Source organism: Actinomadura madurae (assembly GCF_900115095.1).
GTDB classification, from domain to species: Bacteria; Actinomycetota; Actinomycetes; order Streptosporangiales; family Streptosporangiaceae; genus Spirillospora; species Spirillospora madurae.
Map to the genome: position 1 here is coordinate 59,888 of NZ_FOVH01000028.1, position 12,523 is coordinate 72,410.

Annotated in this window: 13 protein-coding genes; 5 read left to right on the forward strand and 8 right to left on the reverse strand. The window is 73.7% G+C overall.

The genetic code is table 11. The features are described 5' to 3' along the window. Positions 1-42 precede the first annotated feature (42 nt). From BM339_RS44565 to BM339_RS44585, 5 genes are read right to left on the reverse strand one after another with little or no spacing between them, the layout of a single operon-like run. Positions 43-1,221, reverse strand: a complete 1,179-nt coding sequence (locus BM339_RS44565) for an NAD(P)/FAD-dependent oxidoreductase (protein ID WP_200871954.1) — start codon at positions 1,219-1,221, stop codon at positions 43-45. A 3-nt stretch (positions 1,222-1,224) separates the two neighbouring features. After that, positions 1,225-1,413: a ferredoxin gene (locus BM339_RS44570; RefSeq protein ID WP_021595083.1), complete on the reverse strand. Its 189-nt coding sequence runs from the start codon at positions 1,411-1,413 to the stop codon at positions 1,225-1,227. A gap of 1 nt (position 1,414) precedes the next feature. Continuing rightward, the gene (locus tag BM339_RS44575) at positions 1,415-2,263 is read right to left on the reverse strand and encodes a fumarylacetoacetate hydrolase family protein (RefSeq protein WP_075024786.1); all 849 of its coding nucleotides are present in this window, start codon (positions 2,261-2,263) and stop codon (positions 1,415-1,417) included. Further along, entirely contained in the window at positions 2,263-3,168 is a 906-nt protein-coding gene (locus BM339_RS44580; RefSeq protein WP_075024768.1) for a 3,4-dihydroxyphenylacetate 2,3-dioxygenase, read from the reverse strand. The genes BM339_RS44575 and BM339_RS44580 overlap by 1 nt, the downstream gene beginning before the upstream one ends. Continuing rightward, on the reverse strand, positions 3,156-4,604 hold the full coding sequence (locus BM339_RS44585; protein ID WP_075024769.1) for an aldehyde dehydrogenase: 1,449 nt from the start codon (positions 4,602-4,604) through the stop codon (positions 3,156-3,158). The genes BM339_RS44580 and BM339_RS44585 overlap by 13 nt, the downstream gene beginning before the upstream one ends. 145 nt (positions 4,605-4,749) lie before the next feature. Between BM339_RS44585 and BM339_RS44590 the strand changes: the two genes are divergently transcribed. Genes BM339_RS44590 through BM339_RS44600 form a run of 3 tightly spaced genes read left to right on the forward strand, consistent with a single transcriptional unit; the run spans position 4,750 to position 7,908 of the window. Beyond that, positions 4,750-5,688: a TIGR03619 family F420-dependent LLM class oxidoreductase gene (locus BM339_RS44590; RefSeq protein ID WP_218163926.1), complete on the forward strand. Its 939-nt coding sequence runs from the start codon at positions 4,750-4,752 to the stop codon at positions 5,686-5,688. Positions 5,689-5,701: 13 nt separating this feature from the next. Then, a complete protein-coding gene (locus BM339_RS44595; RefSeq protein ID WP_075024770.1) occupies positions 5,702-7,189 on the forward strand; it encodes an aldehyde dehydrogenase in 1,488 nt (495 codons plus the stop codon). Next, positions 7,186-7,908 carry a gamma-glutamyl-gamma-aminobutyrate hydrolase family protein gene (locus BM339_RS44600; protein ID WP_021594448.1) on the forward strand — a complete coding sequence of 241 codons (723 nt, stop codon included), beginning with the start codon at positions 7,186-7,188 and terminating at the stop codon, positions 7,906-7,908. Before BM339_RS44595 ends, BM339_RS44600 begins: the two co-directional genes overlap by 4 nt. Here BM339_RS44600 and BM339_RS44605 read toward each other — a convergent pair. Next, entirely contained in the window at positions 7,885-8,589 is a 705-nt protein-coding gene (locus BM339_RS44605; RefSeq protein ID WP_021594449.1) for a type 1 glutamine amidotransferase, read from the reverse strand. The two genes, BM339_RS44600 and BM339_RS44605, sit on opposite strands and share 24 nt — an antisense overlap. Positions 8,590-8,724: 135 nt before the next feature. Here BM339_RS44605 and BM339_RS44610 point away from each other — a divergent pair, with 135 nt between their 5' ends. Continuing rightward, entirely contained in the window at positions 8,725-9,609 is an 885-nt protein-coding gene (locus BM339_RS44610) for a LysR family transcriptional regulator (protein WP_021594450.1), read from the forward strand. A gap of 27 nt (positions 9,610-9,636) precedes the next feature. Here the strand turns inward: BM339_RS44610 and BM339_RS44615 are convergent, their stop codons facing one another. Next, positions 9,637-11,358, reverse strand: coding sequence for a sensor histidine kinase (locus BM339_RS44615; RefSeq protein WP_075024771.1), 1,722 nt, complete (start codon positions 11,356-11,358; stop codon positions 9,637-9,639). Positions 11,359-11,463: 105 nt separating this feature from the next. On the opposite strand from BM339_RS44615, the gene BM339_RS44620 reads away from it, so the two are divergent. Further along, on the forward strand, positions 11,464-11,886 hold the full coding sequence (locus BM339_RS44620) for a pyridoxamine 5'-phosphate oxidase family protein (RefSeq protein WP_021594452.1): 423 nt from the start codon (positions 11,464-11,466) through the stop codon (positions 11,884-11,886). On the opposite strand, the gene BM339_RS44625 is transcribed toward BM339_RS44620, so the two are convergent. Continuing rightward, positions 11,876-12,352 carry a cyclic nucleotide-binding domain-containing protein gene (locus BM339_RS44625; RefSeq protein WP_033333447.1) on the reverse strand — a complete coding sequence of 159 codons (477 nt, stop codon included), beginning with the start codon at positions 12,350-12,352 and terminating at the stop codon, positions 11,876-11,878. The two genes, BM339_RS44620 and BM339_RS44625, sit on opposite strands and share 11 nt — an antisense overlap. Positions 12,353-12,523: the final 171 nt, after the last annotated feature.

Genomic DNA, 12,523 nt, shown 5'->3' on the forward strand with positions numbered 1-12,523 from the left:
CCCCGATGCCGGATCCGGCATCGGGGGCGCCTCGGCGTCCTCCTAGGAGGCGGGAACCCGGACGTCGTCCAGCAGCAGCTTGCGGTAGCGGGCTTGGGAACGGGTGCAGCCGAGCATGACCACACCGACCAGCCTGCCGTCGCGGTGGTATCCGACCACCGCCTCGCCGCCGAGGTCGCCTTCCAGTACGCGGATGTCGTCGCCGCCCAGGCCCGGCGCGCCGAACGACTGCAGCCGCATGTCGTACTGGTCGCTCCAGAACGAGGGAAGCGGCATGAACGGCCCGCCCTGCTCCCCCAGCAGGGCTCGCGCCGCGCGCTTGGCGGTGTCGGTGGGGATGCTCCAGTGCTCCACCCGCCGGGGGACGTCGTCGTACCGGGGGTTGGGGAAGCGGGCGACATCGCCGACCGCCACCACCTCGGGGCGTCCCTCGACCCGGAGGGCGCCGTCGCACAGCACACCGTCCGACAGGTCGAGCCCGTTGCCCTCCAGCCATTCCACGCACGGCACCGACCCGACCGCCTCGACGACGACCTCGGCGCGCACCATCGAGCCGTCCGACAGCTCCAGCCCGGACTCGGTGAACCGGGCGACCGTGCGGCCGAGAAGGAACCGCGTTCCCCGCCCCTCGTGCCGGCGGCGCAGCTCGGCTCCGAGAGCGGGGCCGAGCGGACGGAGCATCGGCTCGCTCTCCGGCGCGACCACGGTGACGTCCGCGCCGAGCGTGCGGGCGGTCGCGGCGACCTCGCATCCGATGAAGCCCGCCCCGACCACGGCGACCCGGGCTCGCGGACGCAGGCGTGCGCGCAGGGCCGCCGCGTCGTCCAGCGTCCGCACGACATGGCGCGCGGGTCCCGTTCCCGGGACGTCCAGCCGCCGCGGCCGCAGCCCGGTCGCGATCACCAGGCCGTCGTAGGAGACCTCCGTCCCGTCGTCCAGGCGCACGGTGCGCGCGGCGAGGTCGGCGCCGGTGACGGCCGTCCCGAGGCGCCAGCCGACGTCGTCGACGCCGGACCGCATCCTGAACGCCACCCGGTCGAAGGACACCTCGGCGGCCAGGACCTCCTTGGACAGCGGCGGTCTGTTGTAGGGGCGGTGCGGCTCGTCGCCGATGACCACCAGCTCGCCGGCGTGGCCCGCGGCGCGCAACTGCTCGGCGGCGCGCAGCCCGCCGAGGGACGCGCCGACCACGACGATCCGTCCCCCTGCTCTGCCGGGCACCGCCTAGTCCTGGACGGTGATGGCCTGGAGCGGGCAGACGTCCGCCGCGTCCTCGACGGCCTCGCGCAGGGCGTCGTCGGGCTCGCTCTCGTACTCCAGGTGCCCCTCGTCGTTGAGCCGGAAGACCTCGGGTGCGGAGAACACGCACTGCCCGTGGTCCTGGCACGTGTCCATGTCGACGATGACCTTCATGTCACTTCCTCCTCGGTGCGCGGACGCCGCGGAACTCCCAGTCACCGCCGAGCGCGGTGGAGACGACCTCTTCGGACTCGGTGGGCTGCGCGCCGACGTCGTCCCGGACGGGCACCGGGCCCGCCACGATCCGGTTGCGCAGCCGTCCCAGCCCCTCGGCCTCGACCTCGACCACGTCGCCCGGACGGACGGGGCGCGACCCGGCGGGCGTGCCCGACAGCAGCACGTCCCCGGGGAAGAGAGTGATGGTGCGGGCGATGTCGGCGACGAGGTAGTGCATGTCCCAGGCCATCTCGCCGGTGTTGCCATCCTGGACCAGCTCGCCGTTGACGTAGGTGCGCAGGTACTTGCCGCGGAAGTCCCAGCCGGTGACGAGGCCGGGGCCGAGCGGGCACAGCGTGTCGGACCCCTTGACCCGGAGCATCGAGCCGGCATCGGTGTCGCGGAAGTCGTGCAGCCCGTAATCGTTGGCCACCGTGTAGCCGGCGATGTACGCGGCGGCGTCCGCCGGGGCGATGTTGCGGCAGGTCCGGCCGATGACGATCGCGATCTCGCCCTCGTAGTTGAGGTATCTGCACCGTTCCGGCCGAACGACCGCACCGCCGTGGGCGTTCAGCGCCGAGACCGGCTTGTGGAAGTAGGTCGGCGCGGCGGGCAGCCGTGCCCGGAACTCCTCCACGCGGCTGCGGTGGTTGAGATGCACCGCGACCACCTTGGTCGGCCGGCACGGCGGCAGGTGCACGGCCTCCTCGGCGGGCACCCGGCGGCCGTCCGCGGCGACCAGGTCGCCGCCCTCGCGGACGACCTGGACGTCCGCGCCGTCCAGCAGGATCCTGCGGTATTCGGGCATCAGGCCGTCCATCCGTTCTCGGGCCGGTCGAACCAGACGTGCACCTGGCCCGTCCCGACGGAGTTCTCGTACGCGCTGTACAGCCGCCCGGGGGCGGTGCAGGCCCGCTCCCCCAGGGCGCCGATCATCATCAGGTAGTGCCCGAACCGGGCTTCCGGCTTGAACCGGAGGAACTCCGGCATCGTGTCGAGGACGCGGGCGTGGTCCCCCCGCGTCAGCCACGCGATCCGCTCCTCGTCGGCGGCGCGGGCCTCGGGGGTGAAGATGTGCGCCGGGTCGGAGGCCTCGTGGTCGCGGATCTCCCGCAGCGGCCAGAACGTGTGCGACAGCGCCCCCGAGGCGATGAGCAGGACCCGCCGGTCGGTGGCCGCGATCGCGTCGCCCAGGGCGCGCCCGAGCCGCAGGAAGTCCTCGGTGTCGGCGGTCTGGCACACGCCGATCGACATCCACCGCTTGCCCGGCAGCTCCAGGTACGGGTCGTCGCGGACCCCCAGGTACGTCCACAGGTTGACGGTGGCGTAGAAGATCGGCAGGTACGGGTCGTCGATCGGGGTGATCCAGGTGCCGTGCGCGTCGGCGTGGCTCGCGACGGCGCGCGCCAGTTCGGGGTCTCCGGGGAAGTCGTAGGGCACCCGGCACATTCCGCGCGGCAGCTCCTCGGACGTGTACAGCCCGGCCCGCCGGTCGTGCGCGGTGGTGACGAACTCGACCGTCGTGGCCCAGTGGGAGTCGAGGACGACGACGGTGTCGTAGTCGTCCACCCGGTCGAACACGTCCGTCCTCAGCCGCCTCAGCCCGTCGACCAGGGTGGAGTCCTCGCCGCCGTTCAGCTCGCGGCGGGTGACCTCGGGCAGCACGATCGTGGGGACGTGGGCCAGGAGCCCGGCGCCGGTCACTTCTCCCATGGCGCCGTCACCGTGTTCTTCAGGTCGCAGTAGAAGTCGAAGCTCCAGTCGCCGCCCTCGCGGCCGATGCCGGACTCGCGGGACCCGCCGAACGGCGCCCGCAGGTCGCGGACGAAGAAGCAGTTGACCCACACCGTCCCGGCGACCAGGCGCTCGCTGACGCGGGCGGCGCGCTCGGGGTCGCCGGTGGCGAGGGTCGCGGCGAGACCGAACCGGGTGCCGTTGGCCATCGCGACGGCCCGCTCCTCCGAGTCGAACGTCTGGAGGGTCAGGACCGGGCCGAAGACCTCCTCGGTGAGGATCTCGCTGCCCTCGGGGGCGCCGGTGAGCAGCGTGGGCCGGTAGTAGAGGCCGCCGAGGTCGGTGTTGGGGCCGCCGCCGGCCGCCACCCGCGCGCCGTCCTCGACCGCGCGCCGCACGAACCCGTCGACGCGTTCGAGGTGCCGGCGGTGGATCTGCGGCCCGATGCCGGTGGCCTCGTCCCGCGGGTCGCCCTGGACGAGGCGCCCGATCCGGTCGAGGAGCCGCTCGGTGAACTCGCCGGCGACCCGCTCCTCCACCAGCAGCCTCGTCGCGGCCAGGCAGACCTGCCCGGCGTTGTCGTACTGCTCCGCGGCCAGGTCGGCGGCGAGGTCCAGGTCGGCGTCGGCGAACACCAGCAGGGGCGACTTGCCGCCGAGCTCCAGCGACAGCGGGGTGAGGTTGGGGGCCGCCGCGGCGGCGATGCTCCGCGCGGTCGGGACCGAGCCGGTGAAGCTGATCCTGCGCACGCCGGGATGCGCGACGAGGGCCGCGCCCGCCTCCGCCCCCGTCCCCTGGAGGACGTTGAGGACGCCGCCGGGCAGCCCGGCCTCGGCGGCGATGTCGGCGAGCAGCGAGGCCGTGAGCGGCGCCCACTCCGCCGGCTTCAGCACGACGGTGTTCCCGGCGGCCAGCGCCGGGGCGACCTTCCAGGTGGCCAGCATGAGCGGCGCGTTCCACGGGGTGATCAGCGCGCAGACGCCCGCGGGATCCCAGCCGACGTGGTTGCGGTGCCCGCGGGTCTCGAAGTCGTCGTGGCCGAGCCGCAGCAGCCGGTCGGCGAAGAACCGGAAGTTGTGCGCCACGCGCGGCATCACGCCGCGCCGGTGGGACCGGATGAGCGCGCCGTTGTCGGCCGTCTCGACCTGCGCGAGCTCCTCGGCGCGCTTGTCGACGCCGTCGGCGATCGCGTGCAGGATCCGCGCCCGGTCCTCCCGGCTCGTGCGCGCCCATCCCGGGAACGCCCGCGCGGCGGCGGCCACCGCCGCGTCGGCCTCCGCGGCCCCGCCGCGCGCGACCTCGGCGAGCGGCCGCTCGTCGATGGGGGAGACATCGGTGAACGCGGCGGCCGACCCGACCCGTTCACCGCCGATCCAGTGGCCGGTGTCGACGGTGACGCCCGCGACCTCTGCCATAGCGGCACCTCCAGTTCGTTTGGTCCCAAATAATCTAGGAGAACGGGCCCGCCAGGTCAATTCCCGGCGGGCGCGCCTTGACAGTTCGTTTGAGCCCGAACATTCTGGGTGCCGTTCCGAGGACGATGTCTGAGAGGGGACGAGGGTGCAGCCACCGCGCCTGGTGCTCGTACTGAGCGAGAACTGGACGATGACCTCCGGCCGGGACCTGCCGGCCCTGGTCCGCTGGGCCCGCGAGGCCGAGGACGCCGGCTTCGACGCCGTCATGATCAGCGAGCACATCGTCCTCGGCCCGGACTCCGCCGCCGGCGGCGTCATGGGGAACCCGCGGGAGTACGCGCTGCCCGGCAACCAGGACCCGCGCACGCCGTGGCCGTCCTCGCTCGTGCTCCTCGCGGCGATCGCCTCGGTCACGTCCCGGCTGCGGCTGGCCGCGGCGGCGGTGCTCGCCCCGCTGCGCCACCCGCTCGCGCTCGCCCGCGACCTCGGCACGCTCGACCTGGTCTCCGAAGGGCGCCTGGTGGTGCAGCCCACCGTGAGCTGGAGCCGCGACGAGTACGCCGCCCTGGGCGTGCCGTTCGGCGAGCGGGGCGCCCTCCTGGACGAGCAGCTCGAAATCTGGAGCATGCTGTGGCGCGGGTCCCCGGTCTCCTACCGGGGGCGGCACTTCGGCTTCGAGGACGTGTACTTCGAGCCGCGCGCCCATCGGCCCGACGGCCCGCGCATGTGGTTCGGCGGGCAGCGGCTGCACGACAGGCTCCTCGACCGCCTGGTGCGGTACGGGCACGGCTTCCATCCGCTGGGCAGGCCGTCCCCGGAGGAACTCGCCCGCCTGCGCACCGCCCTCGCGGACGCCGGACGCGACGCGGCCGACCTGGAGATGATCGGCGGAACCCGCCCCGTCTTCCCCGACGACCGCTCCTGCGCCCCGCTCGCCCCCGCCCTGGAGAGCATCCCGGAGCAGGTCGCGCAGGGGTTCACGACCTTCTGCGTCAAGCCGTCGCAGTTCATCGACGACCCGGACGGCGTCGGCGACTTCTGCCGCGAGGTCGTCAAGCGAACCGGCGCACTGCTCGGTCACTGAACGGAGAGCGACCATGACCGACGTCCCGTACGAGGAGTGGCGCAGGCGGGCCGCCCGGCTCGCCCCGCGCACCCACCATCACATCGGGGGCGCCTTCGTGCCGAGCCGGGACGGCGCCACGTTCCCGGTCGTCTCGCCGCGGGACGGCCGCGCGATCGCCGACGTGGCCGCCGCCGGCCCCGCGGACGTCGACCGCGCCGTGGCCGCGGCGCGGCACGCCTTCGACGAGGGGCCGTGGCCCCGCCTGTCCCCCGCCGGACGCAGGGCCGCCCTCCTGCGGCTGGCCGATCTCGTCGAGCGCGACCGCGAGGCCCTGGCCCTGCTGGTCTCGTTGGAGATGGGCAAGCCGGTCACCGAGGCGGACGGCATCGAACTGCGCGCCCTCATCGGCTGCCTGCGCTGGTACGCCGAGGCCGCCGACAAGCTCATCGACGAGTCCCCGCGCACCGGCGCCGACTCGCTGGCGCTGGTCACCCGGGAGCCGGCGGGGGTGGTCGGCGCGATCGTCCCGTGGAACTTCCCGCTCACCATGGCCGCCTGGAAGATCGCGCCGGCGCTCGCCGCGGGCTGCACGGTGGTGCTCAAACCCGCCGAGGAGTCCCCGCTGTCCGCCCTGCACCTGGCCGCGCTGGCGGCCGAGGCGGGCCTGCCGGACGGCGTCCTCAACGTCGTCAACGGGCGCGGGGAGACCGCCGGTCGGGCGCTGGGCGAGCACCCCGGCGTCGACGTCATCGCCTTCACCGGCTCCACCGAGGTCGGCCGCCACTTCCTGCGGTACGCGGCCGGCTCCAACCTCAAGCGGGTCTGGCTGGAACTGGGCGGCAAGTCGCCCAACATCATCCTGCCCGACGCGCCCGACCTGGACGCCGCCGCCGACACCGCCGCCTGGGGCGTCTTCTTCAACGCCGGCGAGATGTGCACCGCCCCGTCCCGGCTGCTCGTCCACCGCTCCGTCGCCGGCCGGGTGCTCGACCGGATCGTCGCCCGCGCCGGCTCCCTGGCCGTCGGGGACCCGCTCGATCCCGCGACCGAGATGGGCCCCCTCGTCTCGGCCCGCCAGCGCGACCGCGTCCTGTCGTACCTGGAGGCCGGGGCCGCCGAGGGCGCCCGGCTGCGCGCCGGGGGCTCCGCGATCGACGGGGACGGGCACTACGTGCGCCCGTCCGTGTTCGACCAGGTGAAGCCCGGGATGAGGATCGCCCGGGAGGAGATCTTCGGCCCGGTGCTGGCCGTGCTGGAGTTCGACGACATCGACGAGGCCGTGCGCCTGGCCAACGACACCGAGTACGGCCTGGCCGCCGCGCTGTGGACCTCCGACCTGACGACCGCGCACCGCGTATCCCGCGCGCTCCGGGCCGGCACCGTGTGGGTCAACTGCTACGAGGAAGGCGACATGAGCGTCCCGTTCGGCGGCGTGAAGCAGTCCGGCAACGGCCGCGACAAGTCCCTGCACGCCCTGGACAAGTACCTCGACCTCAAGACCACCTGGATCGCGCTGTGAGCGCCCGCCCGCTGATCGCGATACCGGCCCGGTTCTCGGCGAGCGCGTCGGCGCTGCGCTACACCGCGGAGGTCGCCGCCCGCGCGCTCGTCGAGGCGGTCTGGCGCGGCGGGGGCGAGCCGTTCATCATGCACCCGGCCGACCCGGCGGACGCCGCCGGGCGCCTGGCCCGCTGCGACGGCGTCCTGCTGCCGGGCGGCGGCGACCTGCGCCCGCACCACTACGGCGCGGCGGACGAGCACGAGGCCCTCTACGACGTCGACGACCAGCAGGACGCCTTCGACCTCGCCGTCGCCGCGCACGCCCTCGCCGCGGGGACGCCGCTGCTGGCGATCTGCCGCGGCCTCCAGGTCGTGAACGTCGTGGCGGGCGGGACGCTGCGCCAGCACATGGAACCCGACCACCGCCACGTCGTGCACCGCGTCACCGCCGAGGCGGGTTCGCTGCTGGCCAGGACGACCGGAACCCTCGCGCCGGCCGTCTCCTGCTACCACCACCAGGGGATCGAGACGCCCGGCGCCGGGCTGGCCGTCACCGCGCGGGCGGCCGACGGGACGATCGAGGCCATGGAGCTCCCCGGCGCGCGCGGCTGGTTCCTCGGCGTCCAGTGGCATCCCGAGGACACCACCAGCGACCCGGCCCAGCAGGCCCTTTTCACCGCGCTCGTCCGGGCGTCGGGCGAGGCGGCGGCCCGCTCACCGAAGGCGGGCGTGGCGTAGGAACGCGTCCACGAAGCCGTGCGCGCGGCGCTCGGCGGCGGGAGCCAGCTCCCGGGTGCGGGCGAGCACGGCGCCGGGGTCGAGCCCCAGCCGCCGCATGTCGTCCCCGGCGCCGTTGGCCAGCCACGACTCCAGCTCGCGCACGGTGATCTCGGGATGGAACTGGACGCCGAGGCTGCGCCCGACCTTGAAGGCCTGCGGCCCCACCTCGTTGCGGGCGATCTCGATCCCGCCGGGCGGCATCACCCAGCGGTCGAAGTGGTACTGGAACCAGGGCCCCGGCCCGACGAGGCCGGGCTCGCCGGTCTCGATCCCGACCCACCCGATCTCGGGACGCCGTGCGCGCTCGACCCCGCCGCCGAGCGCCGTCGCCAGCGCCTGGCCCCCGAAGCAGACGCCGAGGACCGGCACCCCGAGGGTGTGCGCCTTGCGCAGCATGGCCAGCTCGCCGGTGATCCAGGTGCCGATCGCCGCCTCGTCGTCGACGGACCACGGCGCGCCCATCGCCACGACGAGGTCCCACTCCGACGGCTCGGGAAAGTCGATCTCCACGCGGGGGTCGTCGTGCCGCCCGGCCGGCACGACGACCCGCTCGGTGACCTCGAACCCGTGCTGGACCAGCCGCTCCCCGACCGGCCCGATCGGGGACAGGGCGTCATGCTCGATGATCAGCGCGCGCATGCGACCTCCGAAGAATGTTTGTTCCCAAACAATATCCGAAGGGCGGCCTCTCTTCTCTGTGGCGATGGCCACGTGAGCCCAGTGACTGATGCACGCCCGACTCTCCTTCGGGATGGGTGATACCTTCACGGCATTATGTTCTCCTTCGAGCAACTCCGTGGCTTCGTCGCCGTGGCCGAGGAGCTCCACTTCGGCCGTGCCGCCGAGCGGCTCAACATGACCCAGCCGCCGCTGAGCCGGCAGATCCAGAAGCTGGAGCGAACGATCGGCGTCCAGCTGTTCGAGCGCGACAACCGCAGCGTCGAGCTGACGGCGGCGGGCGCGGCGTTCCTGTCGGAGGCCAGGCGGCTGCTCGCGCTCGCCGACCACGCCCCCGACCTGGCGCGCCGGATCTCGGCCGGGTCGGCCGGCACGGTGCGGATCGGCTTCACGGCGGCGTCGACGTTCGCGGCCCTGCCGGCCGTCCTGCGCCGGATCGACGAGACGCTGCCCGACATCGACGTCGACCTGTACGAGATGGTCACCCGGGAGCAGACCGAGGCGCTGCTCGGGCACGAGCTCGACCTCGGGCTGGCCCGGCCGCCGTTCGACCGGGAGGTCTTCGACTCGCGCCCGCTCAGCCGGGAGATGCTCATGATCGCCGCGCCGGCCGGTCACCGGCTGGCCCGGCTCGGCCGTCCCGTCCGCCCGGCCGACCTGGCCGGCGAGCCGCTGATCATGCACTCGCCGGACAAGGCGGCCTATTTCTACGATCTGATCGTCAGCCTCGTCCCGATCATGCGCGAGAACGTGGTGCACAGCGTCAGCCAGGTCCTCACGATGATCTGGCTCGTCGCCGCGGGCCGGGGGCTCGCGTTCGTGCCCGAGGCCGCCACCCGCCTGGGCGTCGAGGGCGTGGCGTACCTCCCGTTCGCCAGGCAGGCCGGCAAGCCGGTGGAACTGCACCTGCTCTGGCTGAAGGACGCGAAGAACACGGCCCTGTGGCAGGTTCTCGACCGCCTCGACGGACTCACCCTGTAACGCTGCGGGCGCGGTGCCCGCGGCGGTCTACCGGCCGTTGCGGAGGGGGACCCTCCAGGTGAGCATCGTCCCGCCGCCCGGACGCGACTCGGTGATGCACGCGCCGCCCAGCCCCTCGGCCCGCTCGCCGAGGTTGCGGAGCCCGCTGCGGCGGCCTCCCGGAGGGATGCCGATGCCGTTGTCCTCGACGCAGACCGTGACCTCGTCCCCGACGCCGATGTTCACCGCGGCCTCGGTCGCCTTGGCGTGCCGGGCCACGTTCGACAGCGCCTCCCGCACCACGGCGAGCAGATGCTCGGCGACGTCATCGTCCACCGCCGTGTCCAGGAGGCCGTCCAGCCGCACCGAGGGCGCGAACCCCAGGTGCTCCGACGCGGCGTCGACCAGGACGTGCACCCGGCTGCGCAGCGACTCGGTGTCGGCCGGCCCCTGCAGCGCGAAGATCGTCGAGCGGATCTGCCGCATGGTGTCGTCCAGGTCGTCCACCGCCCGCTGCACCCGGACCGCCACCTCCCGCTTCTGCGTGATCTTGATCGCGGCCATCAGCCCCATCGCGGTCGCGAACAGCCGCTGGATCACGGTGTCGTGCAGGTCCTTGGCGATGCGGTCGCGGTCCTCCAGCAGCGCGAGGCGTTCGGTGTCGCGGCGCCGGTCGGCCAGCTCCAGCGCGACGGCCGCCTGCCCGGCGAACGCCTCCAGGAGCCGCTGCGTCCCCTCCGCGAACACCGGCCCGCCCGGCACGTTGGCCACCGAGATGATGCCGCGCGCCGACGAGCCGAGGCCCAGCGGCACGATCAGCAGCGGGCCGATCGGCACCTGCGTCGGCACGTTCGCCTCGCGCGCCGCCTCGCCGCCGTCGGCCAGCCGCAGCGCCGCCCCGCCGGCGAAGACCGGCCCGGCCACCGAGTGGTGCAGCGGCACCCGCAGCCCCTCCAGCCGCTCGGCGCCCTCGCCGTCGGCGGCCTCCACCGTGAAATCCGTGCCGGCCTCCCCGATCAGCGCCACGGTCGCCAGGTCGGCACCGGCGATCTCCCGGGCGCGCCGGGCCAGCAGGGAGGTCACCTCGTGCGGGTCGGTGCCCGACAGCAGCGCCGTGGAGATCTCCCCCGACGCCTCCAGCCAGCGCTCCCGCCGCCGCGTCTCCTCGTACAGCCGGGCGTTCTCGATCGCGACGCCCGCGGCCGTGGCCAGCGCCGTCACCACGACCTCGTCCTCGTCCTCGAACCGGCCGCCGCCCGCCTTCTCGGTCAAGTAGAGGTTGCCGAACACCTCGTCGCGCACCCGGATCGGGACCCCGAGGAACGTGCGCATGGGCGGGTGGTGCGCCGGGAAGCCGCTGGAGGCGGGATGCTCGCCCAGGTTCGGCAGGCGGATCGGGTGCGGCTCACGGATCAGCAGCCCCAGGATCCCGTGGCCGTGCGGCCAGTGCCCGATCGCGTCGATCTCCTCGTCGCTCACCCCGACCGTGACGAACTGGACCAGCCGCTCCCCCTCCTCGCCGATCACGCCGAGGGCGCCGTACCGGGCGTCCACCAGGGTCGTCGCGGCCTCGGTGATGCGGCGGAGCACCGACTCCAGGTCGAGCTCGCTGCCGATCGAGACCACCGCCTCCAGCAGCGCGTGCACGCGATCCCGCGTCGACCGGGCGGCCTCCAGCCGCGCCTGCAGCTCCGCGAGCAGATCGTCCAGCTGCAACTGCGGGAGGATCAGCCGCGCCCGGTCCGGACCGGTACCTGACTCCTCAGCCACACCGCCAGTATCGCGCAGCATGCGCCCGGGGGGCAGGCCGGGCCCCGCCAATTCCGGGACCTTGGTCCCTAACGGTCCCCGCCGCGCCCGCGCCACTCTGGAGCCATGCAGCGCGACCAGAGCGGCCTGGAGATCCTGGACGAGGGCGAGTGCCGCGACCTTCTGGCGGGAGCCCGGATCGGGCGCATCGTCTTCACCCACCAGGCGCTGCCCGCCGTCCAGCCCGTCAACTTCGTCCTCAGCCGGGACCACATCGTGATCAAGACGTCGCGGACGTCGAGGCTGGCCACGGCCGCCGCGAACACCGTCGTCGCGTTCGAGATCGACGAGTTCGACACCGCGGCCCGGACGGGCTGGTCCGTGGTCGTCGTCGGCCGCGCCCGGCGCGTCACCGACCCGCGGGAGCTCGCCGCGCTCGCGGCCCTCCCCCTGCGGAGCTGGGCCCCCGGGGAGCACGACGCCTTCATCCTCGTCCAGTGCGAGCTCGTGACCGGCCGGCGGATCGCCGAGCCGGTCGTCACGCCCTGAGCGCTCCGTTCCGCTGGGCCGTCTCGGAGAGCTCCATCAGCCGTGCCTGGGTCGCCTCAAGGCGTTCCACGACGAGTCCGGCGAAGCGGCGGGTCAGCTCGTAGCCCATGGACGGGTCGACCGCGCTGAGCGTCCGGACCAGGCGGCCGTCGAACTCGATCGCCCGGACCGGCGTGCCGGCGACGCCTCCGAACCGCCACCGGTGCGGCCCGAACAGCCAGGACCAGCCCAGCACGGATCCCGGGCCGAAGGTCTCCACGACGACGGGCCCGCGGCCGGGCGTGTGCAGATCGACGGCCACGGTCCCCTCCTGGATGAGCCAGAACCGCTCGGCGGGCTCGGACTCGTGGAAGATCCGCCGTCCCGCCGGTATCTCGGTGTAGCGTGCCGCGGTCGCCAGCCTAGCCAGGCCGGTCGCTCGCATGCCGCTCAGGAACGGTTCACGGGCGAGATCTGCTCCGGTCACGATGCCCACCTGTCTCACCCCAGATTCCTTCTCATCCGCTGATTGCCCTTCCATCCCACCCTCCGGGGGAGCCGCTCCACAGGGCCGAACGGCCTTCATGGACGGGACCTCCGCCGCGCCCCTGATCACCTGACCGTGCGACCACGCGCGAGGACGCCCACCGACAGGGTG

Bases quoted from the DNA above. Each gene is read 5' to 3' on its own strand.
- BM339_RS44620 (WP_021594452.1), top strand. From the start codon at position 11,464: ATGCAGCGCGACCAGAGCGGCCTGGAGATCCTGGACGAGGGCGAGTGC.
- BM339_RS44610 (WP_021594450.1), top strand. From the start codon at position 8,725: ATGTTCTCCTTCGAGCAACTCCGTGGCTTCGTCGCCGTGGCCGAGGAG.
- BM339_RS44585 (WP_075024769.1), bottom strand. From the start codon at position 4,604: ATGGCAGAGGTCGCGGGCGTCACCGTCGACACCGGCCACTGGATCGGC.
- BM339_RS44575 (WP_075024786.1), bottom strand. From the start codon at position 2,263: ATGCCCGAATACCGCAGGATCCTGCTGGACGGCGCGGACGTCCAGGTC.
- BM339_RS44595 (WP_075024770.1), top strand. From the start codon at position 5,702: ATGACCGACGTCCCGTACGAGGAGTGGCGCAGGCGGGCCGCCCGGCTC.
- BM339_RS44570 (WP_021595083.1), bottom strand. From the start codon at position 1,413: ATGAAGGTCATCGTCGACATGGACACGTGCCAGGACCACGGGCAGTGC.
- BM339_RS44580 (WP_075024768.1), bottom strand. From the start codon at position 3,168: ATGGGAGAAGTGACCGGCGCCGGGCTCCTGGCCCACGTCCCCACGATC.
- BM339_RS44605 (WP_021594449.1), bottom strand. From the start codon at position 8,589: ATGCGCGCGCTGATCATCGAGCATGACGCCCTGTCCCCGATCGGGCCG.